The organism is Flavobacterium lipolyticum (assembly GCF_020905335.1).
GTDB lineage: Bacteria > Bacteroidota > Bacteroidia > Flavobacteriales > Flavobacteriaceae > Flavobacterium > Flavobacterium lipolyticum.
The window spans coordinates 1,410,620-1,435,322 of record NZ_JAJJMN010000001.1; the positions used below are offsets into that span (position 1 = coordinate 1,410,620).

Annotated in this window: 22 protein-coding genes; 11 read left to right on the forward strand and 11 right to left on the reverse strand. The window is 36.2% G+C overall.

Translation table 11 applies throughout. The annotated features are described in order from the left end of the window. The first annotated feature begins 3 nt into the window (after positions 1-3). The 3 genes from LNQ34_RS06320 (at position 4) to LNQ34_RS06330 (ending at position 2,161) form a co-directional block, all read left to right on the forward strand. Complete coding sequence (locus tag LNQ34_RS06320) at positions 4-672, forward strand: DUF4271 domain-containing protein (protein ID WP_202703227.1); 669 nt, start codon at positions 4-6, stop codon at positions 670-672. A 14-nt stretch (positions 673-686) separates the two neighbouring features. Further along, positions 687-1,436, forward strand: a complete 750-nt coding sequence (locus LNQ34_RS06325; RefSeq protein ID WP_026109960.1) for a uroporphyrinogen-III synthase — start codon at positions 687-689, stop codon at positions 1,434-1,436. A gap of 254 nt (positions 1,437-1,690) precedes the next feature. Beyond that, entirely contained in the window at positions 1,691-2,161 is a 471-nt protein-coding gene (locus LNQ34_RS06330; protein WP_017496220.1) for an Lrp/AsnC family transcriptional regulator, read from the forward strand. Positions 2,162-2,314: 153 nt separating this feature from the next. Here LNQ34_RS06330 and LNQ34_RS06335 read toward each other — a convergent pair whose 3' ends face one another. From LNQ34_RS06335 to leuS, 5 genes are all read right to left on the reverse strand, one after another. Beyond that, positions 2,315-3,001 carry a zinc metallopeptidase gene (locus LNQ34_RS06335; RefSeq protein WP_229998985.1) on the reverse strand — a complete coding sequence of 229 codons (687 nt, stop codon included), beginning with the start codon at positions 2,999-3,001 and terminating at the stop codon, positions 2,315-2,317. Positions 3,002-3,136: 135 nt separating this feature from the next. Then, positions 3,137-3,733, reverse strand: coding sequence for a hypothetical protein (locus LNQ34_RS06340; protein WP_229998986.1), 597 nt, complete (start codon positions 3,731-3,733; stop codon positions 3,137-3,139). Next, positions 3,720-4,193 carry an RNA polymerase sigma factor gene (locus LNQ34_RS06345; RefSeq protein ID WP_202703224.1) on the reverse strand — a complete coding sequence of 158 codons (474 nt, stop codon included), beginning with the start codon at positions 4,191-4,193 and terminating at the stop codon, positions 3,720-3,722. The genes LNQ34_RS06340 and LNQ34_RS06345 overlap by 14 nt, the downstream gene beginning before the upstream one ends. 5 nt (positions 4,194-4,198) lie before the next feature. Next, positions 4,199-5,044 (reverse strand): alpha/beta fold hydrolase, encoded by an 846-nt coding sequence (locus tag LNQ34_RS06350; protein WP_229998987.1) that lies wholly within the window; start codon positions 5,042-5,044, stop codon positions 4,199-4,201. Positions 5,045-5,933: 889 nt separating this feature from the next. Beyond that, positions 5,934-8,849, reverse strand: a complete 2,916-nt coding sequence (gene leuS, locus LNQ34_RS06355; protein WP_229998988.1) for a leucine--tRNA ligase — start codon at positions 8,847-8,849, stop codon at positions 5,934-5,936. 257 nt (positions 8,850-9,106) lie between these two features. Here leuS and LNQ34_RS06360 point away from each other — a divergent pair, with 257 nt between their 5' ends. From LNQ34_RS06360 to LNQ34_RS06380, 5 genes are all read left to right on the forward strand, one after another. After that, positions 9,107-9,982 (forward strand): cell division protein FtsX, encoded by an 876-nt coding sequence (locus LNQ34_RS06360; protein WP_202703221.1) that lies wholly within the window; start codon positions 9,107-9,109, stop codon positions 9,980-9,982. An 88-nt stretch (positions 9,983-10,070) separates the two neighbouring features. Continuing rightward, complete coding sequence (locus LNQ34_RS06365) at positions 10,071-10,322, forward strand: DUF3098 domain-containing protein (protein ID WP_202703220.1); 252 nt, start codon at positions 10,071-10,073, stop codon at positions 10,320-10,322. A gap of 105 nt (positions 10,323-10,427) precedes the next feature. Beyond that, positions 10,428-11,225, forward strand: coding sequence for an undecaprenyl-diphosphate phosphatase (locus LNQ34_RS06370; protein ID WP_202703219.1), 798 nt, complete (start codon positions 10,428-10,430; stop codon positions 11,223-11,225). Next, the gene (gene truB / locus LNQ34_RS06375; RefSeq protein ID WP_017496232.1) at positions 11,225-11,920 is read left to right on the forward strand and encodes a tRNA pseudouridine(55) synthase TruB; all 696 of its coding nucleotides are present in this window, start codon (positions 11,225-11,227) and stop codon (positions 11,918-11,920) included. Before LNQ34_RS06370 ends, truB begins: the two co-directional genes overlap by 1 nt. Before the next feature lie 85 nt (positions 11,921-12,005). Continuing rightward, on the forward strand, positions 12,006-13,304 hold the full coding sequence (locus LNQ34_RS06380; protein WP_229998989.1) for an Ig-like domain-containing domain: 1,299 nt from the start codon (positions 12,006-12,008) through the stop codon (positions 13,302-13,304). Positions 13,305-14,167: 863 nt separating this feature from the next. Here the strand turns inward: LNQ34_RS06380 and LNQ34_RS06385 are convergent. After that, a complete protein-coding gene (locus LNQ34_RS06385; protein WP_428979059.1) occupies positions 14,168-14,950 on the reverse strand; it encodes a phytanoyl-CoA dioxygenase family protein in 783 nt (260 codons plus the stop codon). Next, a complete protein-coding gene (locus LNQ34_RS06390) occupies positions 14,907-15,521 on the reverse strand; it encodes a thioredoxin family protein (protein ID WP_202703216.1) in 615 nt (204 codons plus the stop codon). Before LNQ34_RS06390 ends, LNQ34_RS06385 begins: the two co-directional genes overlap by 44 nt. Positions 15,522-15,709: 188 nt before the next feature. On the opposite strand from LNQ34_RS06390, the gene pyrH reads away from it, so the two are divergent. From pyrH to LNQ34_RS06405, 3 genes are all read left to right on the forward strand, one after another. After that, positions 15,710-16,417 carry a UMP kinase gene (gene pyrH, locus LNQ34_RS06395; protein ID WP_017496236.1) on the forward strand — a complete coding sequence of 236 codons (708 nt, stop codon included), beginning with the start codon at positions 15,710-15,712 and terminating at the stop codon, positions 16,415-16,417. Positions 16,418-16,492: 75 nt separating this feature from the next. Beyond that, positions 16,493-17,056 (forward strand): ribosome recycling factor, encoded by a 564-nt coding sequence (gene frr / locus LNQ34_RS06400; protein ID WP_202703215.1) that lies wholly within the window; start codon positions 16,493-16,495, stop codon positions 17,054-17,056. Between the two features lie 117 nt (positions 17,057-17,173). Then, entirely contained in the window at positions 17,174-19,669 is a 2,496-nt protein-coding gene (locus LNQ34_RS06405; RefSeq protein WP_229998990.1) for a DUF5686 family protein, read from the forward strand. A 285-nt stretch (positions 19,670-19,954) separates the two neighbouring features. Here LNQ34_RS06405 and LNQ34_RS06410 read toward each other — a convergent pair whose 3' ends face one another. From LNQ34_RS06410 to LNQ34_RS06425, 4 genes are all read right to left on the reverse strand, one after another. Continuing rightward, complete coding sequence (locus tag LNQ34_RS06410) at positions 19,955-22,225, reverse strand: cation:proton antiporter (protein ID WP_202703213.1); 2,271 nt, start codon at positions 22,223-22,225, stop codon at positions 19,955-19,957. Positions 22,226-22,682: 457 nt separating this feature from the next. Next, the gene (locus LNQ34_RS06415; RefSeq protein WP_202702350.1) at positions 22,683-23,402 is read right to left on the reverse strand and encodes a LytR/AlgR family response regulator transcription factor; all 720 of its coding nucleotides are present in this window, start codon (positions 23,400-23,402) and stop codon (positions 22,683-22,685) included. Further along, positions 23,365-24,126 (reverse strand): histidine kinase, encoded by a 762-nt coding sequence (locus LNQ34_RS06420; protein WP_202702349.1) that lies wholly within the window; start codon positions 24,124-24,126, stop codon positions 23,365-23,367. Before LNQ34_RS06420 ends, LNQ34_RS06415 begins: the two co-directional genes overlap by 38 nt. Positions 24,127-24,336: 210 nt before the next feature. Continuing rightward, the gene (locus tag LNQ34_RS06425; protein WP_202702348.1) at positions 24,337-24,666 is read right to left on the reverse strand and encodes a DMT family transporter; all 330 of its coding nucleotides are present in this window, start codon (positions 24,664-24,666) and stop codon (positions 24,337-24,339) included. Positions 24,667-24,703: the final 37 nt, after the last annotated feature.

Below are 24,703 nucleotides of genomic sequence, written 5' to 3' on the forward strand. Positions count from 1 at the left end.
GCTATGATTGAACAACTTCACCCCCGAATTCTGGAAAACAAAGACTGGGCAACACTTTTATTCGTGTTGACTTTTGCTGTTGTTGCCATGACTAAATCAGCTTACGAAACCCGATTTAGCGAATTCAGTAAGCTTATTTTTTCTGACAAGTATGCTAAAATCTATCGCGACAACAATCATTTAAGAAGCAGTTTTACGGTTGGTTTATTTTTTGTACAAGTTGTTTCGTATGCTTTTTTCATCCAGCTTACCATGCACATTTTTGGATATGCGTCGAAAACGGACTGGATTTTATTCATTCAGCTTGCTACCTTTTTACTTTACTTTATTCTGGGAAAATTTTTAATTGAAAAAATTGTAGCCACTTCATTTAACATTGACGAATTTGCAGAACTTTTTAACTTACAAAAAGTAACTTACAGGACTTATATAGGCGTTTTAATCCTTCCTGTTAATGCTGTTTTGTTTTATTATGACAATATTCCTAAGATTGTACCCCTGGCAATAATAGCCATTTCGCTGTGTATTAGCCTCTACTCTTATTTTATTTCAATAAAAACGTATCAAAATGCAATAATCAGCAAGTTATTTTATTTTATTTTATATCTTTGCGCTCTTGAAATAGCCCCTTATTATTTCCTGTATTATTGGATTACAAAAGAGGCGGCTTAGTAAATGTTTATAATATGAAAGTGAAAACAATTTTGGTGTCACAGCCTGAACCTAAAGTGGAAAATTCTCCTTACTTTGAGCTCCAACAAAAACACAAAATAAAAATTGATTTCAGACCATTTATTCATGTGGAAGGGGTTAATGCAAAAGAGATCCGATTACAGAAAATCGATCTTAATCATTATACTGCAATCATTTTGACGAGCCGTAATGCGGTAGATCATTTTTTCAGAGTAGCAGATGAGATGCGTTATAAAGTTCCTGAAGGATTGAAATATTTCTGCCAATCTGAAGCTGTTGCATTTTACCTGCAAAAGTATGTTGTGTATAGAAAGCGTAAAATTTACGTGGGAGCAAAAGACTTTGCAGATTTATCGCCGCTTATCAAAAAATACAAAGACGAAAAATTCCTTTTACCGGCGTCTGATCAGTTAAACGCTGATGCACCTGTAACATTAAACAATCTGAAAGTAGATTGGGCACAAGCTGTTTTCTACAAAACAGTAATGAGCGATCTATCTGATCTGGCTGATGTTTACTATGATGTTTTGGCTTTTTTCAGTCCAACCGGAATCAAATCATTGTTTAAAAACTTTCCTGATTTTAAACAAAACGACACCAGAATTGCTGTTTTTGGAAGCACAACTCAAAAAGAAGCGCTTGATCATGGCTTAAGAATTGATATTCTTGCTCCAACTCCTGAAACACCTTCAATGACGATGGCTTTAGAGAAATATATTGCAGAAGCAAACAAAGGAAAATAATCCTTTTAGAAAATAACAATATTTAAATTCCAAATTCCAACTTTAGGGTTGAAATTTGGAATTTTTCTTTTTAAAAATATTGCTCTCCCCAATCTTTGTCAAATTCTTAAAACTCTAACAAAGAAAAACAAGCAACATTTTCAGTTTCCATTTGGAATTTCAAAGATTGGAATTTTATTTTTCAAATCATTATGAGTACATTTGATTTACAACTACAACCAAATAACTAAATTTAGTTTCAAATCACAACTCCAATGAAAATCAACTCCCTTATTATTGAAATTGACGGCATCGACAAAGAAATCCTGCGCTATTTGATGGACGATGCCCGAAAACCCATTTTGCAAATCGCCAATAAAATAGGTATTTCCGGAGCTGCCATTCATCAGCGATTGAAAAAACTGGAACAATCGGGTGTTATTTCAGGTTCTAAATTTACCGTTAATCCAAAAGTATTGGGATACAACACCATGGCCTTTGTTGGTGTTTATCTGGACAAAGCCTCCAGAAACTCCGAAGCCGTGAAAGATTTAAAAAAAATCCCCGAAGTCTTAGAATGCCACTACACCACAGGAAACTGGTCGGTATTGATCAAAATCATCTGTCGCGATAACGAACACTTAATGCAGCTTTTAAACACCAAAATTCAGGCAATAGAAGGCGTTTCCAGAACAGAAACATTTATCTCCCTGGATCAGCAGATTGACAGGCAGATTCAATTATAGAATTAGAGAATGAGATAATTAGTCAATGAGATCACGAAATATTTCTACACGAAAAAACCCGACGGATTTCAAAAAAATCTGTCGGGTTTCATTTTAACTATCTAATTGGCTAATTATCTAATAATCTCATTGACCAATTATCTCATTGACCAATTAATTCCTTCTGCTTCCGGAATAGACCGAGATATAGTACAACAAGGTCGCGATTGATCCGATAGCGGCAACAACATAAGTTCTCGCAGCCCATTTCAACGCATCCTTAGCTCCGGCCTGCTCTTGCTGCGTCAGCATATTTTTATTTTCCAACCAAGCCAATGCTCTCTTACTTGCATCATACTCTACCGGCAGTGTAATAATTGTAAATAAAGTTGTTGCAGCAAAAATAATAATTCCGATCAGCAATAGCCCCGGAAAGATTTTGATCATTAAAATTCCGGCTAACAAAATCCATTGTACATAATTGGATGCGACACTTACAATCGGTACCAATTTGGAACGCATTGTCAACCACTCATAACCAACAGCGTGCTGTACCGCATGACCACACTCGTGTGCAGCCACCGCAGCCGCAGCCGCATTGCGTTCGTTGTAAACCACCTCGCTTAAATTTACAGTTTTATCTGCAGGATTGTAGTGATCTGTTAACTGACCAGGTGTCGAAATAACACGAACATCTCTAATACCATGATCAGCCAGCATCTTTTCGGCGATTTCAGCACCACTCATTCCATTTCTTAATTGCAGTTTAGAATACTGCTCAAATTTACTCTTGAGTCTTGAACTCACTATCCAGCTGAACAACATAATTGCTCCGGCAAGAATTAAATGTCCACTTCCCATATCTTTGTTTTTTTTGATTGATTACTAAATTTACAGAATAAACCGCAAATTCTGAACCAAATTCAAAAAATGTCATTTTGACATTTTAGCGTCAGGGTACTTCTTAAGCAACTTTACAAAAACTAAAAAACTCCATTACAACTCCAACTGCTTATTGACTTCTTCAAATTTCCCGATCAGATCGTTGATTTTTGCCTGTTGTTTTTTAATTTGTTTCGGACGAATGTAAAACCAGTTCACCCCAATCCAAAGCAATACCACCCCATAAACGAGCAACGCATAAACAAGCGTCATTCTCGAAGTGTATTCGTACATATACAGACCTATTCCGATACTCAATAAAATGAAGTACAAATTCAGAATCGTAGACTGCATAAACTGCTGTTTTTTTCGAATTAGAATCAATCGCTGCAGGTACTCCTGATTGGATTGTGTGGTATCGATATTTTTATAACCGACCAATAATCCATTATAAACACCAACATACATGATCATGGCCATAATCACCAGCACAATTCCTATTTTAGTAGAAATAAATTCCGGCTGATAATAGTACCAGACAAAAACAATAAACGCAGTAGTTGCCAAAAGCAAAATATTAGTAATCCACAGATGGCGAAGGCCGGCTGCTTTAAATTCCTTCAATCTCCCCAATAAATCTTTCATATCAGGCTGACTTACGGATTGTTTTTTCCACAAATCTTTGAAATCTATATTGTTATTTTGGTCCATTTTCTTTAAATTTTTGAGTCAGTTTTTCCTTTATCCTGTGAATTTTCACTCTTGTATTTGCTTCCGAAAGCCCCACAATTTTAGCAATTTCAGCCTGCTTTACTTCCTCAAGTTCGAGCGAAATAATAATACGTTCCGTTTCAGGCAATTCAGCGATACACTGGTACAAAAACTGGATTTGCGGTTCTAACGATTGTTGTTTCTCTTCCTGCAAATTCACCGGAAGGTCTGATTTAAGAAAACGCTTTTCTTTTTCTATTTGCCGCAAACAGTTATTAGAAGCTATCCTAAAAATCCAGGTTCCTATGCCCGACTCGTTTCTAAAAGTGTCCAGTTTTTGCCAGACAATAACAAAAGTCTCCTGAGCCAAATCCTGAGCAATATCATAATCGTTAACAAAACCCATACAAAGCCTGAAAATTCTATCCCAATACGTTTTATAGATAACTTCAAATTCCATCAGTACTATTTTACGAAATTATTCACCTGATTTAAATACCACGCTGCATCATCATACATAATAAAGTGTAACCCTTTACCGGCATATTGAAAATTAGCATTTTTTAAATTTTGATACTGTCCTTCAATAGCAGGTTTTAAATTTACAAAATAAGATTCCAGTAAAATTAATGATGGACATTTTACTTGTGCGATTTTTTCTCTTAAATCAGTATTAGAAAAATCACAATACATTTCAGCAAATGTTTTTCGGTCTGATTTTACACTCCAGTCTACAATCATATCGATTTTTGAGGCATCCTGAACCAGTCTTGGCATTGTTTTTTTCTGCATGTCCAAAAACTGAGTCTCCGTCATAGCCGTCATCTGATTCACCATTGACGAACAGTCGTTATTTTCTTTTGATTTAAAATTAGGATCCATCAGAGCAGCCATACACGGAAGCGCGTCTACTACAACAATTTTACCAACCAATTCCGGATAATCTGCCGCCAAAGCCAATGCAAATCCTCCACCCATACTGTGACCAATTACAATTGGCTTTTCAATTTTATTTGTTTTGATGAAGTCTGCAATTTCAGTTTCCCAATTTTTGAAGCTTGCATTCGACTGTGGTTTCACTCCGGCAAAACCTGCCATGGTAAGTGTATAACAAGTGTGATCTTTTTCTAAATTGGCTCTGGTTTCCTTCCACACATCTCCCGAAGATGCAAATCCGGGAATAAACACTACAGCTTGTTTTCCTTTTCCGGTTTTAAGAACTTCAAACGGATATGATTTTGTTTGTGCAAATACATTTAAACATACTGCTGAAAATAATAAGGCGATAACTAAGATGATATACTTTTTCATTTTTAATAGATTTAAGTTGTTAAATGGTTTATTAGTTAAATTCGCCTTTTGGATACGAGATGTTTTAAAATGTTACAAATTATTTTAAAAAAAAATAAAATTCAATCTCCAAAATCCAAATTCCAACCTTCACACATAAGCCTAAATCTCAACACCTACAAGGGATGAAGCACACAGAAACGTGGATTGTTTTTTGATAAAAAAAATCTTTTCATACGTCAATATCAATTCCGGTCCATACAAAAAACTATAAAACGGGACTGCCTCCAATATTAATCTTCCGCTCCGCCGGAGCTTCTTGATACCGGAAAATTACATTTGCTATAAATATTTTGCTCCGGCGAAGCTGTTTCAAAAAAAAAAAAAAAAAAAAAACACTCACCCCTAGCTTTTTCATCCTTTCGATCGAAGGAGACTTGATAGCGACTGCCAAAGTAAATCACGCAAGAAACTCCGCAAACTAAGTCGACAATCTTTGTCGATTAACTGGTGTGATTTCTCCCTTCGGTCGAAATGATAAACTAAACGCAAAAAAATCCCAAATCCCAACAAAAAAACTACACAATCTTGTCATTTCGAGGAACGAGAAATCACACAAGGAACTCCGCAAACTAGATCGATAATCTTTGTCGATTAGCTAGTGTGATTTCTCCCTTCGCTCGAAATGACAAAAAAAATCCCAAATCCCAACAAAAAAACTACACAATCTTGTCATTTCGAGGAACGAGAAATCACACAAGGAACTCCGCAAACTAGATCGATAATCTTTGTCGATTAGCTAGTGTGATTTCTCCCTTCGCTCGAAATGACAAAAAAAAATCCCAAACCCCAATCGTAAAATTGGAATTTGGAATTTGGAATTTGGAATTTATAGTATTGAAAAATTTATTTACCCTACAAGATTGATAATCTTACCAGGAACAATAATCACTTTATTAGGTGTTCGACCATCTAACTGACGTAAAGTTCTTTCGTCTTTCATGACAATTTCTTCGATCTGCTCCTTGGTTAAATCCAAAGGCAATTCGATGGTGAAACGCATTTTTCCATTGAAAGAAACCGGGTATTCTTTGCTCGTTTCTACCAGATGTTTTGCTTCAAAAACCGGGAAGGAAACTTCTGAAATCGAAGTTGTATTTCCTAACTGCAACCATAATTCCTCAGCAATATGCGGTGCATAAGGCGAAACTAAAATGGCTAATGGTTCTAAAATGGCTCTTGAATGACAATTTTGAGCAGACAATTCGTTTACACAAATCATAAACTGAGAAACAGAGGTGTTGAAAGAAAAACTCTCGATGTCTTCTGCTGCTTTTTTGATGGTTTTATGCAATGATTTTAAGTTGTCTTTTGTTGGTTCGTCGTTGTTTACGATTGAACCATTATCATCAAAGTACAATCTCCATAACTTTTTAAGGAAACCAAATACTCCCGAAATACCAGCCGTATTCCAAGGTTTTGCCTGCTCTAACGGCCCTAAGAACATTTCGTACAAACGCAAAGTATCGGCTCCGTATTCGTTACAAATATCATCCGGAGTTACTACATTGTAATACGATTTCGACATCTTCTCGACTTCACGTCCAACGATATATTTTCCGTTTTCGTCAAAAATAAATTCTGCCGAATTAAAATCTTCTCTCCAGTTTTTAAATCTTTCTACATCCAATTCATCTGAAGAATTTACAAAATTAACATCCACACGAAGCGGCTGTACATTCTGATCTCCGATTTTATTTTTAGAAACAAAAGTGTTCGTTCCTTCTAATCTATACACATAGGCAGTAGTCCCCAAAATCATTCCCTGATTGATCAGTTTTTTGAATGGTTCTTCGGTTGGAGCAAAACCTTTGTCTTTTAAGAATTTGTTCCAGAAACGCGAATACAATAAGTGTCCGGTGGCGTGCTCACTTCCTCCAATATACAAATCAACACTTTCCCAGTACGCTAATGCTTCTTTGCTTGCAAACTCGGTTTCGTTGTGTGCATCCATATAACGCATCCAGTACCATGAACTTCCTGCCCAACCTGGCATGGTATTCAATTCTAAAGGAAATATCGTTGCATGATCCACTAAGTCGGTATTAACGACTTTATTATTTGTGGTGTCCCAAGCCCAAACAGCTGCATTTCCTAATGGAGGCAAACCGTCTTCGGTTGGTAAATATTTCTCTACCTCAGGCAAAATAATTGGTAAATGCTGCGCCTCGATCATTTTTGGCAAACCATTCACATAATAAACCGGAAATGGCTCACCCCAATAACGCTGACGGGAGAAAACCGCATCACGCAAACGGTAATTGGTTTTTCCAATTCCCTGTCCTAATTTTTCTAAGGCAGTAATAGCGGCCTGAGTAGCTTTTTTATAATTTAATCCGTTTAGGAAATCAGAATTTGCGATCTCCACATTGTCTTTCGAACCGTAAGCCGCCTCAGAAATATCAACGTTGGCAAAAATATTTTTGATTTCCTGCATTCCGTTCTGACCTTTAAAGAAATTTGCAAAAGCATAATCTCTCTCATCTCCGCAAGGAACCGCCATTACAGCACCTGTTCCGTATCCGGCCAAAACATAGTCCCCAATCCAAACCGGAATTAGTTCTTTTGTAAACGGATGCTCCGCATAAGCTCCTGTAAATACTCCCGAAATGGTTTTTACATCAGCCATACGCTCACGCTCGGAACGTTTTGCTGTTTTTTCGATGTACGCTTCAACCGCCTCTTTTTGTTCCGGAGTTGTAATTTTAGCTACCAAATCATGTTCTGGTGCCAAAGTCATAAAAGTTACTCCAAAGATGGTATCGGGGCGGGTGGTAAATACCTCAATAAAATTGGTTTCAGGTTTCACGTTTAAAGTTTCATCACTTTGCGCATCAACCTGAGACTTGAAACCTAAAACTTGAAACTTTACTAACGCTCCTACCGATTTTCCGATCCAGTTTCTTTGTGATTCTTTGATAGACTCGCTCCAGTCGATTTCATTTAAACCTTGAAGCAAGCGCTCTGCATAAGCTGAAATACGCATACTCCATTGGGTCATTTTTTTTCGAATTACCGGAAATCCTCCACGTTCTGAAACACCGTTTACAATTTCGTCATTGGCCAAAACCGTTCCTAAACCAGGACACCAGTTTACTTCTGTTTCTGCCAGATAAGTCAATCTGTATTGTAAAAGAATTTCCTCCTGTTCGTCAGACGATAAAGCATTCCACTCCTCAGCCGAGAAAGTTCCAATGTTATCATCAGAAACTGCATTTACATTTGCATTTCCTTCTTTTTCAAAAAGAGCAATTAAAGTTGTTATATCTTCTGCTTGGTCAACACTCTTGTTATACCATGAATTAAACAACTGAATAAAAATCCATTGTGTATGTTTATAATAGTCCGGATTTGACGTTCGCACTTCACGCTCCCAGTCAAATGAAAATCCAATTTTATCCAACTGTTTTCTATATCCTGCTATTTGTTTTCCTTCTTTATCTACTCCACCATCAATATTAACACGTGTGGTATCTTCCGGACGCTGTCCGGTTTGAATCGCATACTGTTCTGCCGGCAATCCAAAACTGTCGTACCCCATTGGATGCAAAACATTGAAACCCTGATGCCTTTTGAAACGAGAATAAACATCCGAAGCGATATATCCCAGTGGATGCCCTACGTGTAATCCCGCCCCGGATGGGTAAGGAAACATGTCCAACACATAATGTTTGGGTTTTTCAGAATTATTTTTTGCGGCAAAAGTTTGGTTCTCGGCCCAATATTTTTGCCATTTGGCTTCTATTTCGTTTGGATTGTATTTCATTTCTAAGTGACTAAGATTCTAAGTTACTAAGGTTCTAAGCTTTTCACTAAATTAATTAAGCCGCAAATTTACATTTATTACAGATTGTAACAAAAAGTATTTTAATTCCTAAAAAGTAAATTATAATTTCTTCATTTTTATTGAGATAAAATACAAGTCTAAAATTGCTTATATTGTACGAAAGTTAAAACTTTGGCCGTTATTAACTTCATATAAAGAAATTCTTTATTATTTTTACCCCATAATTTAAGCAAACTATGAGTTCTAACTTTGATAAATTTCAAAAGCGCAGGTTAATTTCCTCTTATTTTTCGGTTGTATTAAGTGTATTTCTGGTTTTATTCCTGCTAGGAGTACTGGGATTATTCATTATCAATTCTAAAAAACTGGCTAATGATTTTAAAGAAAAAATTGCCATGACGGTTTTCTTTAAAAACGAGGCTAATGACAGCGTGATAAAAGCTTTCAATACTGAACTAAAAAGAGCGCCTTTTGCAAGGTCTTTCGTTTATGTAACAAAAGAAAAAGCGGCAAAAGAACACACTGACATTATCGGAGAAGATTTCCTGACTTTCTTAGGTGAAAACCCGTTATTGAACTCTTACGACATTCACTTAAAAGCGGAGTATGTTGAAAGAGACAGTATCCTTAAAATAGAAAGCAAACTACGTCAAAATACCATGATTGAAGATATTGTTTACGACAAACAATTGGTGAATCTGGTAAATGATAATATCAAAAAAGTAAGTATGTGGATTTTAATTATCAGTGGTTTCCTTGCGATTATTGCTGTTCTACTAATCAACAGTTCGTTACGTTTATCTATTCATTCGAATCGTTTTATCATCAAAACGATGCAAATGGTTGGTGCAACAAAATCGTTTATCCGTAAGCCATTTGTAATGCGCAGTGTAAAATTAGGAATGTTAGGCGCCGGTCTGGCTATTATTGCCCTTATAGGACTTTTGTTCTATGTAGAAACTAATTTCCCGGGCTTGGGAATTTTAGAAGATAAAGCCTTAATTGGATTGGTGTTATTAGCCGTATTCGGATTAGGAGTTTTGATTACCTGGGTAAGTACTCACTTTGCCACACAACGTTTCCTAAATTTAAGAACGGACGATTTGTATTAATTTTAGATCGCAGATTTTAGATTGCAGATTTTAGATTGCAGATTTTTAAAAAGCCTTTCGCTACGCTCGAAGGCACAAAAGAAATAAAATGAAAAACAACAATAAAGAAGAACAGACATCAAAGCAAGAATTCCTTTTTGACGGAATTAATTACAAAATTCTATTAATCGGAATTGGAGTTATTGCCTTAGGCTTTATCTTAATGTCTGGCGGAGGAAGCAACGATCCGAATGTGTTCAATGAAGATGTGTTTAATTTCAGACGTATTCGTTTGGCTCCAACTACAGTTTTAATCGGTTTTGGAATCACGATTTATTCTATTTTCAAAAAATCCAAATAGACTTTATTAAGACTCCTTAGACTTCTTAGATCTTTAGATTATTTAGATAATCTTTTATAAAATCTAAGAAGTCTAAGGAGTCTAAAAATCTAACAATCTTAATAAATGAATACATTACAAGCTATCGTTCTAGCTATTATTGAAGGCATCACGGAATTTTTGCCTGTTTCTTCAACCGGTCACATGATTATCGCCTCTTCCTTTTTCGGAATTGCTCATGAAGATTTCACTAAACTTTTCACCATTGTCATTCAACTTGGCGCGATACTTTCGGTAGTGGTTTTGTATTTCAAACGATTCTTTCAAACACTTGATTTTTATTTTAAACTTTTGGTTGCCTTTATTCCGGCTGTCGTATTAGGTTTATTGCTAAGTGATTTTATCGATGGTTTATTAGAAAACCCTGTTACAGTTGCTGTTTCTCTTTTGATAGGAGGTTTAATTTTACTAAAAGTTGACGAGTGGTTCAACCATCCAAATACAACTGAAAGCTCTTCTGAAATCACCTATTTACAAGCTTTTAAAATTGGTTTATTCCAGTGCATTGCTATGATTCCGGGAGTTTCAAGAAGCGGAGCCAGTATTGTAGGCGGAATGTCTCAAAAATTATCCCGTACTACAGCAGCAGAATTCTCTTTCTTTTTGGCTGTTCCAACCATGTTAGGAGCGACGGTAAAAAAATGTTACGATTATTACAAAGCCGGATTTGAACTGTCTCACGATCAGATTAACATACTGGTAATTGGAAATGTCGTTGCTTTTATTGTGGCGCTCTTAGCTATTAAATCCTTTATTGGATTTTTGACTAAAAACGGTTTTAAAGTTTTTGGTTATTACCGAATTATTGCAGGAATCGTTCTGTTACTGATTCACTTTTTCATTCATCCTCTTACGATTATATAATGACTCCTGAAGAATATCTAAACGGACAGGTTTTATTGATTGACAAACCTTTAAAATGGAGTTCGTTTCAAGCTGTCAACAAATTAAAATATCTTTTAATCAATAAAGTCGGACTTCCTAAAAAGTTCAAAATTGGCCATGCCGGAACTTTAGATCCTTTGGCAACCGGCCTATTGCTAATCTGTACCGGAAAGTTTACCAAAAGAATTTCTGAACTACAGGGTCAGGCAAAAGAATATACCGGAACTTTTTATATTGGAGCTACTACTCCATCTTACGATCTAGAAACCGAAATCGATCAGACTTTTCCAACCGATCATATTGACGAAACACTAATTCATGAAACGGTGAAACAATTTTTGGGTGAAATAGACCAGAAACCACCTATTTTTTCTGCCATCAAAAAAGACGGTGTTCGCTTGTACGAGCATGCGCGTGCAGGAGAAACAGTAGAAATTGCCAGCAGAAAAACAACCATTCATGAATTCGAAATTACCCGAATCGCTTTACCTGAGGTAGATTTTAGAGTGGTCTGCAGTAAAGGAACTTATATTCGTTCTCTGGCTTTTGATTTTGGAAAAGCGATGAATTCCGGATCGCATTTAACTGTTTTACGCCGAACTAAAATTGGCGATTACGATGTAAAAAATGCTATTGACATTACACTTTTTGAAGAAAGTCTGCAGCAGGAATAAAGCATAATATATTTTTCAAGCCCCTTTAAGCAAGGTTGTGTCTTTTTCTTTTTTGTACTTTAGTCACAAGATTAAAAACCAAAACATGAAAAACCACTTTCTACTACTCTTGTTTGTCTTCACAATCTCATCAAACAGTCAAACCATTAATCAAAAAATGGTTTCCACTGATATTGATAATTTCTGGAAGGCTTACGATAAAATTGTCGCCGAAAAAGACAGCATCAAACAATATTCTTTTCTAAAAGAACTATACTTAGACCAAGCTACTCCGGGCCTAAAAAGCTTGCTTGAGGTTCGAAATTATACTGCCAAAGACTACATCAATGCCATAAATAAATATCCTAAATTCTGGAATTCATTAAAACCAAACACTTTAAATTCCGCCGAACTTTATCCGGAAATTGATGCCGACATCAGTAAACTAAAACAAGCTTATCCCGATTTAAAACCATCTACTATTTATTTTTCTATTGGTGCATTTCGAACAAATGGAACCATTCAGGAAGATCGGGTTTTAATTGGAAGCGAACTGAGTCTCGCAGATGAAACTACTATTATTGATGAACTCCCAGCCTGGAGACAACCCTTTTACAAAGAATACGAGCCTAGAAAAAACATTGCATTGCTCTGCACGCATGAATATGTGCATACTCAGCAAAAAGAACTGGTCGAAGATTTGCTTTTGATGTGCCTTTACGAAGGTGTCGCCGAATTTATTTCCTGTAAAGTAACCCATAAAAAATCAAGCTCTCCTGCCATTGAATTCGGGAAAAGCAATCAGCCAAGAGTAATCGATCAGTTCATCGCAGATTTGTACATCAAAAGCAACAATTACAACTGGATCTGGGGAGAAAACAGAAATCTTTTAAAAGTTAGAGATTTGGGATATTATATAGGTTATGAAATCTGCGAACGTTACTACAATTCATCCAAAGACAAGACGAAAGCGATAAAGACCTTAATTGAACTAGATTATCATAATGAAAAAGAAGTGGCACGCATAGTCGATGGCACCAAATTGTTTCCGCAAAATCTAAAAAAATTACGTCAGAATTATGAAAAACAAAGGCCTAGCGTTGTATCTATCTCTGCATTTAAAAATGGAAGTCAAAAAGTAAAATCGGGAGAAACTGAAATCACGATTACTTTTTCGGAACCGTTAAACGGGCGCAGTACAGGTATTGATTTTGGCCCTCTTGGAGAAAGCTTTTTCCCAAAAATAGACACCAACAGAATCTGGTCTGCCGATATGAAATCTTGGACTATTAAAGCAGATTTAAAACCCGGCCAACATTACCAAATTTTAATTTCGGATAATTTCAGAAAACAAAACGGGGTGAGACTAAAACCTTTTTTAATCGATTTTAAAACTGCGGAGTAAAATTTTAAACTATTTTATAAAAAAGGCTGAAAGCCTAAAAGCATCAGTATGGTGCAACGCACTATAAAAAATAGATTTAACAATAAGTAACGCCCTGAAAGGGCAAAAGCAAACAAAAGAACCTGTAGATCAATTAATTTTCTCAGAAAACATAATGTGAGTACTTTTCTTTGTCTGTAGTCTTTTACCCTTACAGGGCACAAATAATCATTATCTTCATTCATAATGCAAAGCACTATGCTATGTCTGGAGCTCTTTCAGAGCAACCTGTTTGAGCAACCTTACATGGTGAAGATTCTAAGCTATATTCTAAATCTCTTGTCAGATGCTATTTTTCATTATTTTTTACAGGACAGATTACATATTGATCAATAAATTCAACATATACAAAAAGAGTCTTGATTATTTTCTTGGTCTCAAAGTCCAAATCTGCTGAATTCAAAAACAAAAAGCACATTACTTCAGGAATCCCCATAGCAATGTGCCGACTTCTTACAAAGTAGTTCTATTTCATAAGCTCTGTTTTTTGAAGTTAGTAATGAGATATACTCTTTCCTCCAAACAACAAGCCCGAAACAAAATCGTAAAATCTTTCGAATAACTTTTTCATGATAGTGTAATTTTTAGTTGTTAAACATTAAATAAACACCAATAAAAAGAGTAAATAAGAAAATGAATAATAGAAGTGGGATGACTCCTGCAAGTTACAAAAAATTGAAGCAATACAAATATTTTTAGCATATTATTTATTACTAAAATTCTTATTTACAACAGAATACCTGAAAAATAAGGCTGTTTAACGATTTATTTCTTAAAAACTTAAGGAATCTATCTCAACAGTCTTACTCACCATTATCGACGTACTAAATATCAAAAAGCTGCTTGTTTATAAGCTTCTCCAATATTTTTGCTGATGGCAAATTATCCTTATCAATAAAAGTTTTCATTACAGGAATATTATCGCAAAAAATGATATCCAGAGAAAATCTATCCTTTCCATAAATACCACGATGAATCATATTGGCAGAAAAAATCAGTAAATCTCCCCGATTCAATCTTACAATTTCTCCGCGTTTTAAATCGTCACTTTGAAGACGGCCGTTCAAAGAATTTCTAACCTCAAACTCTTCCGGCAAATCCCATTCGCGATGTGTTTTTGGAATCAATTCAATTCCTCGTTCACTTTTCAGGGGAATCCTGAAGTGAACTACATTTTGAGTTTTGATGGCCTTCTTTTGATCTTCAACGGACATTCCTGTATATTGTATGTCACGATGCCAATAATTCTTCTGGACTTTATCTTTTGGATCAAAAAAAAGCTGGGTATTCAAAAAAACAGGAGGTTTAGGAAAGATAACACTTCGTATTTCTTCAAATTTGGCTTGAGTCATAAATTCAAAAAGACGTATTTTTTCTTCCTCCTTTAAGCAATCTCCCTTGGTCAGACTATGACTGTTTAAAGCCCCTTTTTCATAACTTATCTCATGATCACGCAACCAGATTTCGTGGAATTTAACCAGTACTTTTTCAATAGCTGCCAGTTCATTTTCCGAAAAGAAATTCTCCAAAAACACATATCCGTTTTGCTCAAAATCATTCATATTACTCCCTAATTTCCAGCACATGCATGATATCCATAAGTTCATTTTGAGTACTCAACCCTTTGTCGGCCAAATACCATAATTGCAAATCAGTTTTGATTTTTTCATCAATTACGCCAAACTCTTTTTTATAGTTTGCCATTAATTCAGTAGCTCCTTTTGGTCTAGGTCCCCAGTCAGCGCGGGCTATTCCGGTTTCTTTACAAATCACAATCACTTTAGGAATCGCCCTCCCGCCATTGGTCAGGTATTGATTCATCAGAGGCTCATTCTCATCACGAAAAACGATTCGGAGATCTATCTTTTTATGCGAAGCCAAAGCCATCTTATTAATAATCGGAAGTATTTGTGCTGCATCACCACACCAGCCTTCAGAAATCACCAGCCAGATATAATTGTGCTTTAAGCTTTCTAATTCGGAAACTACCTCATCCGAAACTTTCATGGTTTTCTCCAGTCGGTTCATCCTGGCCTCATTCAGCTTACTGTAATTGGTTAAGCTTTCGGATTGTTCATTGCCTGTTGATTTCCCTTCCAGTAATAAATCGGTAACTATTTTTCGATATTCTGTATACGAATGACTATTGAATAATGATTTAGCTATGGTACTTTTCATATTTAGGATTTTTTGAATTCTATAAAATTACAACTTTTAAAAGGACTTAAAGAATGACTTTTGTCACATTCGGAGAAATCCGAAAAAACGGTAAAAATTTAAAACGAGAAGAACTATTATTTTTTTTAAAACATTATTTCTAAAAATCAGAATATGTCTATATTTGCACAAATTAACGCAACACAGAAATGAAATATAAAAGAATTCTTCTAAAACTTAGCGGCGAAGCCTTAATGGGTGATTTACAATACGGTATTGACCCTAAAAGATTAGCCGAATATGCTGAAGAGATTAAGCAAATTCACAGTAAAGGAGTAGAAATTGCTATTGTAATTGGAGGAGGAAATATTTTTAGAGGCGTTGCAGGTGCAAGTGCCGGTATGGATAGAGTACAAGGCGATTATATGGGTATGCTTGCTACCGTAATTAATGGAATGGCTTTGCAGGGGGCACTTGAAGACAAAGGAATGAAAACGCGTTTACAGACTGCTTTGAAAATGGAGTCTATTGCAGAACCTTACATTAAAAGAAGAGCAGACCGTCATCTTGAAAAAGGAAGAATTGTAATTTTTGGTGCCGGAACCGGAAATCCTTATTTTACAACGGATACAGCGGCCGTTTTAAGAGGAATTGAAATCAATGCAGATGTGATCTTAAAAGGAACTCGTGTAGATGGTGTCTATGATTCTGATCCGGAAAAAAATGCATCGGCAGTAAAATTTGATTTTATTTCGTTTGATGATGTTCTTAAAAAAGGACTAAACGTAATGGATACTACCGCTTTTACTTTAAGTCAGGAGAACAAATTGCCAATCGTTGTTTTTGACATGAACAAAATTGGTAATCTTTTGAAAATCTGTGAAGGTGAAAACGTTGGAACAGTAGTTAATATATAAGTCAACAGTTACAGTTTACAGTTATCAATACTGACTGAGACTGAAAACTGAGACTGAAAACTAAAAACAAAAAAAATGACGGAAGAAATAGAATTTATATTAGACAGTACGGAAGAATCTATGAACGGTTCGATTGCGCACTTAGAGAAAGAATTTCTTAACATTCGTGCAGGAAAAGCTTCTCCGGCAATGTTGGGAAGTGTTTTTGTAGATTACTACGGAGCTGCAACACCCCTTTCTCAAGTGTCAAAAATCAGTGTTCCTGATGCCAGAACAATTACACTACAGCCTTTTGAAAAAAACATGCTGTCTGTAATTGAAAAAGCAATCATGGTTGCCAACATTGGTTTCAACCCAATGAACAACGGAGACGTTATTATCATTAGCGTTCCGCCTTTGACAGAGGAACGTCGTAAAGAACTGGCTAAACAAGCGAAAGCTGAAGCAGAAGATGCTAAAATTGGTGTTCGTAACGTACGTAAAGATGCCAATACGGATATCAAAAAACTAGAAAAAGAAGGAACTTCTGAAGACATTTGCAAATCAGCTGAGGAGCAAGTTCAGAATTTAACCAATACTTACATCAAAAAAATCGATGAATTACTGGCTGCTAAAGAAGCCGAAATCATGAAGGTGTAATCCTATTCAACACAAAATAAAAATCCGTTTAGTTAAATTATACTGAACGGATTTTTTTATTGTTATTTTTGCATACCAAAAGTACAAGTTGTCCGTTTTGAAACTATAACATTCTCTATGAAGCTATTCTGTTTGTTGACTTTGTTTTTCACGCTTACCATTCAGGCACAATTTCAAATAAACGGAATTGTAACGGACTCTAATAACAAACCGCTTCCTTTTGCTACCATTACAACTTCTGACAGTACTAATACAATTACGGATGTTGACGGGAAGTTTATTCTAAAAGCCCTTTCAAGACCGGAGACTTTTACCGTTTCGTACATTGGTTTTCAAACGAAGACAATTGTAATTACGGACCAAAAAACTTTTTACCCTGTTTCTCTTTTTCAAAAAACCGACGATTTGAGGGAGGTTGTGGTTTCAAACGAAAATCCGGCCCTTACGATAATTAAGAAGGTCATTGCGAATAAAAACAAAAACAATCCGCAAAGAAAACTGAACAGTTTCGAATACAAAAGCTACAACAAACTTATTGTAACAGCGAATCCTGATTCTATTGATGGCAGAATTGACTCTACAGCCACATATAAAAATTTCGACAAAAAGCGTATTAACATTGATTCTTCGGATTATAAATTCAAAGAAATAATTAGCAAGCAGCACTTGTTTCAAACCGAGAAAGTTTCACAATACCAGTTCGGCAACAACAAACTGAAAGAAACGATACTAGGAACCAAAATGTCCGGGTTTAAACAACCTATTTATGAGGTTATTGCTTTTAATCTCCAATCGATTTCGATTTATGATCCGAAATACGAATTGTTTGAAACGAAGTACGAAAATCCAATTTCGAATAGTGCTCCTCAAAGTTACAATTACAAGATTCTGGACACGGTAACTATAAAAGGACGTGAAACGTACATGATTTACTTTAAAAACAAACAAAGAAGAAAATCATCCGGTTTAGAAGGAGTTTTGTATATCGATCAGGAGAATTTTGCCATCGCTAAAGCGGTAATGCGTATCAAAGGGGTTCTGGACATTAGTGGGATTCATGAATTTGAATACGTACCCAGTGAGAAAATATGGTTTCAGAGCAACACCACTTTTAAAATTGTTAAAGGGAAAAACGACGATGATATTAAAATCTTAGGTGGAACAATTCAGTTTGACGGAGATGTTGAAGATAATTTTGAACCCCGAAAAAAATCGGCTTCCGATTTTACTTATCTGCTTTCTGAAAGTAACAATTTTGACATTCACTATAATACTACTGCCCCTATAAAAGATCCGGCACTTTACATTGAAATTAAAGACGATGCCAACAAAAAACCGGAAACCTTCTGGGAAGAATACAGAAAAGAAGATCTGGACTTAAAAAGCCAGAGAACCTATCAGTTAATTGACAGTCTTTCGATAAAGAAAAGAATCGAGAATCGTTTGGGACTTGGACGAAAAATCATCAATGGCTATTTCCCGATTGGACCTATTGATCTGGATTTAAAAAAGATTATCAGTTACAACAATTACGAAGGCTTCAGACTGGGGCTTGGCGGTATTACCAATGACCGTTTTTCTAAAAACTTCAGAATCGAGGGATACTCGGCTTACGGTACAAAAGACGGTCAGCACAAATACAGTCTGGGAGCAGGATTTTTATTGGACAAAAACACCAATACTTGGGTAAACGGATATTATACCGATGATGTTCGGGAAATTGCGAGTACCGTTTTTGCCGTTGACAAACGTGTTTTCAAAATTTACGATCCACGTCCGATCAACATTAGTACTTTTTATCAATATGTGGGCTGGAAAGCTAATATTCAGACCAAAATTATTCCTAAAACGGAAGCCGTACTAGAATTTTCGAGAACTTATGTCGAGCCCAAATTTGATTATCTTTTTAATTACAATGGAAAACTGTATTCGGATTTTATTATGACTACAGCAATGGTTTCGATCGTATGGGCTCCTTTTAGTGCTTTTATGCAAACTCCAACCGGGAGAACTGAAACGGATAAAAGATTTCCAAGGTTTACTTTTCAGTACACACAATCATTACCTAATGTATTGGAAAATGATTTTACTTTTGGGAAAATAGATTTCAAAGCTGAATATGAGAAGAAATACCTAAACGGTCAAAAAACGAGTTTGCTTCTGCAAGGAGGTTATGCTACGGGCGATGTTCCCATTACCCATCTTTACAATACCATGCCCAACAACTTAACAAAAGAAACCATTATCCAGCGTATTACCTTTGCCGGACGAAACAGTTTTGAAACGATGTTTTTTAATGAGTTTTTCTCCAGTCAATATGTCTTCTTTCAACTTAAACATGGTTTTGACCGAATCAGAATCCTCAAAAAAGTGCGTCCTTCTTTAGTGCTGGTAACGAGAATGGCATGGGGAAATATGGAAAATCCGCAACAGCATGTAGGTCCAATCTATAAAACTTTAGACAGGGGCTTTTTTGAATCTGGAATCGAACTAAACAAAATTTACAAGGGCATTGGTTTTGGCGGCTTTTATCGATATGGCCCGAACCAGTTAATGAAATTTGAGGATAACATTGCCGTTAAAATTTCTTATGTTTTAGATTTGGGACTATAAATATTAAATTCCAATTCTTTTGAATTCCAAATTCCAATGTGACGTTTCGTTTCGTTACGACGAAAGGAGTAAGCATAACAAAATCCGTGTAAATCTGTGTTTTAGCAAAGCGAATCTGTGTCATCCGCGTGCCATAACACAATCTAAACTCCAATCTCTTAATTCCCAATTGAAGGCCTAGTTTCGTTTCAACAGAAAGAGAAACCTCAAAGAAATAAGAAAACAAAAAATCCCAAACTCCAACAAAATTGGAATTTGGGATTTGAAATTTAGAATTTAATTCCTCTATGGTTTTAAAATCAATACCGAAGGTGTATTGTTCAACCAGGTACTCTGAGATTCTATTAATTTCTTCCAGCTGTCTAAACTGATAATCATTAAGTTCTGGTTCTCCAAGAATTCTTTCTTAATCGTTCGGTCGTGCATGATCATAATGTGATTCGGCGCAATCTGTTCGATAGAACGAATCGTTTCCTGAATATCTCTGGTACTTTTTACTTCTCCACTGGCATCCAAAACGGTAATCTGAGACCCGTTGTTGTTGATTAACTTTTTGGCATAATCAATTAAGAAAGCATCTTCCTTACTAAAAACCGGCATAAAAACCTGATTGATTTCTTCCAGGTTTTTATCAATAAAGATTCCTACCGGCATTTTGCTTTTCGCAATAATATGACGTGTTCTTTCGTCAAAAGGAGAATTTTCAAACAATCCTTCTTTTCCGGTAAACTTATCGATTAAGCGGTCCGGGTTTACGATTCTCGTCGTAAATCCAAGAATTTTCCCCAACAAGGTTCCTTCAAAAATAGACTGTCCCAATCCGACTAATAATAAATCATATTCTCCCTGATTTGCGGTATCAATAATATCAGTATCAATATCATTTGTTACTTTAAAAACGCTAACCATATTCTGATTCAGACGTTCTGATTCTTCGACCACCGGCAACAACATTTTACGCTCATGGTCTTTGATATCAAACGAATGTATTTCGGTACTTAACGACAAATGCATGGCTGTCACAATCGAATTATCGGCTTGTTTCTTCACCAGACTATTGGCCAGTTTAAGCAATTTTTTCCCTTTTTCAGGCGTGGCGAAAGAAAGCAGGATTTTATACTTGCTTTTATTCCCTATTTCCTGCGGAATGGCGGTTACCTTATCTTTAAATATAAAATCTATTAAATCCAGTGCCGGGCCGGTCATAAACGTAGTTACCAAAGCCATAATGACCATCATGGTAAAAATTTCTGTTGACAAAACTCCTAAGTCGTAACCAATGTTTAGCACTACAAGTTCCATCAAACCACGAGTATTCATTAAAGCTCCGATCGCTAAACTGTCTTTCCAGCTTTGTCCGACAAATTTCGCTGCAAAGGCACTTCCGAAGAACTTTCCAGCTACGGCTACCCCAATAATTACGGCAGTTACCTTCCATAAATACGGATCGTTCAATAAACCAATCTGTGTACGTAAACCGGTAAACACAAAGAACAATGGCAGTAAAACGATGATCGCGACATCTTCTACTTTCTCAATAAAAATATTTCTGAAAGTATTGTTTTCAGGCATAATTGCTCCGGCTAAAAAAGCGCCGAACAAAGCGTGAATTCCGATAAGTTCGGCAGCATATGCAGAGAACAACAAGGTTAGAAAAAAGATGGCAACCACAGGTTTATTCAAACTCTCACGTGTTGAATTCAAATCACCTACACGTTTTAAAAACGGACGAACTATTTTCAACATGACAATTACATACAATAATGCTAAACCAATTACATATAAAGCACTTGTAAACGAACCTGCTTTTACAATAGCAATTACCACTGCCAAAATACACCATGCCGTAATATCATCGGCAGCAGCACACGTAATGGCGATAGTTCCGAGTTTTGTTTTTTGCATCCCGCGCTCCTGCACAATACGCGCAAGAACCGGAAATGCGGTAATACTCATCGCAATTCCCATAAACAGTCCGAAAGAGGCAAACTCCACCCCAACCGGCGCAAAAGTATGGTAGATAAAATAAGCTAATGAAAGCCCCAGGGCAAAAGGGATTACAATACTTGCGTGACTTATAACTACAGCATCATGTGCTTTGTTTTTCAAAACTTTCAAATCCAATTCCATTCCAATCACAAACATGAAAAGAATCAAACCGATTTGACTTAAAAATTGCAGATTCCCTAAAGATTCTTTTGGAAATAAAGCGGCAGAAAATTCAGGAAAATACATTCCGACCAAAGAAGGTCCTAAAACAATTCCGGCAATCATTTCTCCAATTACGGAAGGCTGTCCTATTTTTCTAAAAAACCACCCGAACAAACGGGCTACTAAAATAATAGTCACGATCTGTGCTAATAAAATAGCCAAAGGATGCTGAAGGTTTTCTATCATCGAGTGAAGAAAATCATTCCAATGGTTGCTTTCTATTTTTTTATGAACGACTCCGCGTCCGGCCTCAAGTGAAACCCCTTTTGAAATTACCCAATAGATCAGGCCTGTAAAACCGCCAATAACCGTAATGTAAAACAAGGAGTTTTTAAGATTATTCATAACTCGTTTTTTTGATTTATTGCTGCAAATATCAACACTCCTACTGTAGTGCAAAAGTAAATTTACCGCTAATTTTAAATCCATGTAACAAGTCTGAAAAACTTTGTAATAAGTTAATAACGACAGCTAAAACGATTGTGATTCTGAACGAAATCGAAAGCTGGTGTAACGAAAAAGGGGGGGGGCTTCGACTTCGCTCAGCCGGACACGACTTCGTTCAGGCTGACAGGACTTTGCTCAGCCGGACACGACTTCGCTGCCTGACACGTCTTCGTTCAGCCTGACTCGACTTCGCTCAGCGTGACACGTCTTTGTTCAGCCTGACTCGACTTCGCTCAGCGTGACACGTCTTCGTTCAGGCTGACAGGACTTTGCTCAGCCGGACAGGACTTTGCTCAGCCGGACAGGACTTCGCTCAGCCGGACAGGGCTTTGGACTTTGTCCTTAGCTGATCGTCTTATAGTTTGACTCTTTTCAGGAAATCGGCACGATAGGTTTCACTTAGAATTAACGCACTGTTTTTACCCTCTTTTTCCTGATGATGCAAAACGATTTCATTGTGATTGAAAAATTTTATCGCCTTTACGGCTACGATTTCCTTTTTATTGACACGGCAAAAATCGGCTTCGGGAAGTTCCTGTAAAAGGGTGTCGAATTTCACATTTTTTAAGTTCAGAAAACTGCCATCAGTAAGAAGTACAGTTTTATCACGACTGTCACTAACCGCCGTTTTGATGTATAGAATCTGATTGAAGTAAAGCAATGTTTTGCCTTTATCTGTATTTAACTGAATGAACTTCTTTGCTGCATCAGGCTTATCGAAACGCTCCAGGGCTTTCGAAATCGCTTTTTGCAAGCGTTCGAGTTTTACCGGTTTGGTAATGTAATCTACCGCGTCAATATTAAAAGCTTCGGCAGCATACTCTTTGTAAGCGGTGCAAAAGATAACCAGCTTATTGTCCAGCATTTCTGCCAGATGCAAACCGTCGATCCCTGGCATTTCGATATCCGATATTAACAAATCAAAATCGAGATTCGGTATTTCGACAAGGAGTTTTTCGGGATTGTTAAATGTTTTTACAATTTCCACTTCAGGAATCTGTTCACAAAGCATTTTCAGATACGTTAAGCCCGGCAGCTCATCGTCCAGCAGCAAGCATTTCAGTTTTGTATTCAAGTAGATCTATTTTTAGATGAGCAATATAAACGTCATTCTCTACAAACCTTTCGAGTTTGAAGTTGTTTTTATAAATAATTCTTAATCGGTGCTCTAAAGTAGCATGACCAAAACCGCTTCGTTCTTTTTTTAAGACTTTTTTATTTGATATCTTATTCGAAACCGTCATAAAAAAAGCATTGTCCCTAAACTCAAAAACTACCGAGATAAAGGCATCGGCACTCTGAAGATCGGCATGTTTAAATGCGTTTTCAATTAAATCAATCGAAATTAACGGTGCCAATAAAGGCTGTTCGTACAATTTGTCTTCTTTATTGACATTGGTTTTGATTTTCAATTCAAAGAGTGGACTGATTTTAATTTTATTGATTTCGATTAAATTGAGCGCAAAGTCAATTTCCTCCCGGGCAGTAACAAATTTCTTTTTGCTCTCATACAGAATATAGTCCAATACGTTGGCCAATTTATCTAAAGCAAAATACGTTTGGTACGCATGAGATTGTATCGAATTTAAAATATTTTTAAACAAATGCGGATTCAGTTTAGACTCCAGAGTTTCCAACTGCAAGTCATTAACCTTCATTTCGAGTGCATAGAAACTTTTCTCAGCATCGTCCTTTGCCTTTTTGAACTGCATCAATTGATACATCAAAAAACAGATGATAACGATAAGCAATAAAAGAATCGCCAAAAAAATAAAAGTGATTGTATTGTTTTCTTGCATTGTTTATGTAAAGTTTAAAAGTTTTTTTCGCCACAGATTACAAAGATGATAAAGATTTTCTACCTACTGTAATCTACTTGGTGTAATTCATTTTAACACATAGTAACATAGGTCCTGTATCCATAAAAAAGGCGTTTCACTTTATTTAAATACGCATAACTCCTAATATATAAAAGCATTTCTTCTATTCTTAAAGAAACTAGGAAAATCTTAATGACTGGAAACAAACTTCAACCCAATAATCGAAGCAATTAAAGTCGAAAGAAAAAATATTCGCCAGAAAGTAGCGGGTTCTTTAAAAATTAAGATTCCAACCAGAACGGTTCCAACGGCTCCAATTCCTGTCCAAACAGCGTAGGCTGTTCCAATAGGCAGTACCTGTGTAGCCTTGTACAGTAAAAACATGCTGATAGCAAGACAAACAAAGAAACCAATCATCCAATAAGTCGAAACCATTCCTGTTGTTTCTTTGGCCTTGCCCAGACAAGAGGCAAATGCAACTTCAAAAAGTCCTGCGATTACTAATAAAATCCAATTCATTTTCTACGCCTTTTTAAATGAGATACAAAGATGAGAA

Coding starts and splice junctions, on each gene's coding strand:
- LNQ34_RS06360 (WP_202703221.1), top strand. CDS start 9,107: ATGAGTTCTAACTTTGATAAATTTCAAAAGCGCAGGTTAATTTCCTCT.
- LNQ34_RS06335 (WP_229998985.1), bottom strand. CDS start 3,001: ATGGGAAGTGGACATTTAATTCTTGCCGGAGCAATTATGTTGTTCAGC.
- LNQ34_RS06350 (WP_229998987.1), bottom strand. CDS start 5,044: ATGAAAAAGTATATCATCTTAGTTATCGCCTTATTATTTTCAGCAGTA.
- truB (WP_017496232.1), top strand. CDS start 11,225: ATGACTCCTGAAGAATATCTAAACGGACAGGTTTTATTGATTGACAAA.
- LNQ34_RS06380 (WP_229998989.1), top strand. CDS start 12,006: ATGAAAAACCACTTTCTACTACTCTTGTTTGTCTTCACAATCTCATCA.
- LNQ34_RS06340 (WP_229998986.1), bottom strand. CDS start 3,733: ATGGACCAAAATAACAATATAGATTTCAAAGATTTGTGGAAAAAACAA.
- LNQ34_RS06420 (WP_202702349.1), bottom strand. CDS start 24,126: ATGCAAGAAAACAATACAATCACTTTTATTTTTTTGGCGATTCTTTTA.
- LNQ34_RS06370 (WP_202703219.1), top strand. CDS start 10,428: ATGAATACATTACAAGCTATCGTTCTAGCTATTATTGAAGGCATCACG.
- LNQ34_RS06405 (WP_229998990.1), top strand. CDS start 17,174: ATGAAGCTATTCTGTTTGTTGACTTTGTTTTTCACGCTTACCATTCAG.
- LNQ34_RS06330 (WP_017496220.1), top strand. CDS start 1,691: ATGAAAATCAACTCCCTTATTATTGAAATTGACGGCATCGACAAAGAA.
- LNQ34_RS06410 (WP_202703213.1), bottom strand. CDS start 22,225: ATGAATAATCTTAAAAACTCCTTGTTTTACATTACGGTTATTGGCGGT.
- LNQ34_RS06425 (WP_202702348.1), bottom strand. CDS start 24,666: ATGAATTGGATTTTATTAGTAATCGCAGGACTTTTTGAAGTTGCATTT.
- frr (WP_202703215.1), top strand. CDS start 16,493: ATGACGGAAGAAATAGAATTTATATTAGACAGTACGGAAGAATCTATG.
- LNQ34_RS06390 (WP_202703216.1), bottom strand. CDS start 15,521: ATGAAAAGTACCATAGCTAAATCATTATTCAATAGTCATTCGTATACA.
- LNQ34_RS06365 (WP_202703220.1), top strand. CDS start 10,071: ATGAAAAACAACAATAAAGAAGAACAGACATCAAAGCAAGAATTCCTT.
- LNQ34_RS06345 (WP_202703224.1), bottom strand. CDS start 4,193: ATGGAATTTGAAGTTATCTATAAAACGTATTGGGATAGAATTTTCAGG.
- leuS (WP_229998988.1), bottom strand. CDS start 8,849: ATGAAATACAATCCAAACGAAATAGAAGCCAAATGGCAAAAATATTGG.
- LNQ34_RS06325 (WP_026109960.1), top strand. CDS start 687: ATGAAAGTGAAAACAATTTTGGTGTCACAGCCTGAACCTAAAGTGGAA.
- LNQ34_RS06320 (WP_202703227.1), top strand. CDS start 4: ATGATTGAACAACTTCACCCCCGAATTCTGGAAAACAAAGACTGGGCA.
- LNQ34_RS06385 (WP_428979059.1), bottom strand. CDS start 14,950: ATGAACTTATGGATATCATGCATGTGCTGGAAATTAGGGAGTAATATG.
- pyrH (WP_017496236.1), top strand. CDS start 15,710: ATGAAATATAAAAGAATTCTTCTAAAACTTAGCGGCGAAGCCTTAATG.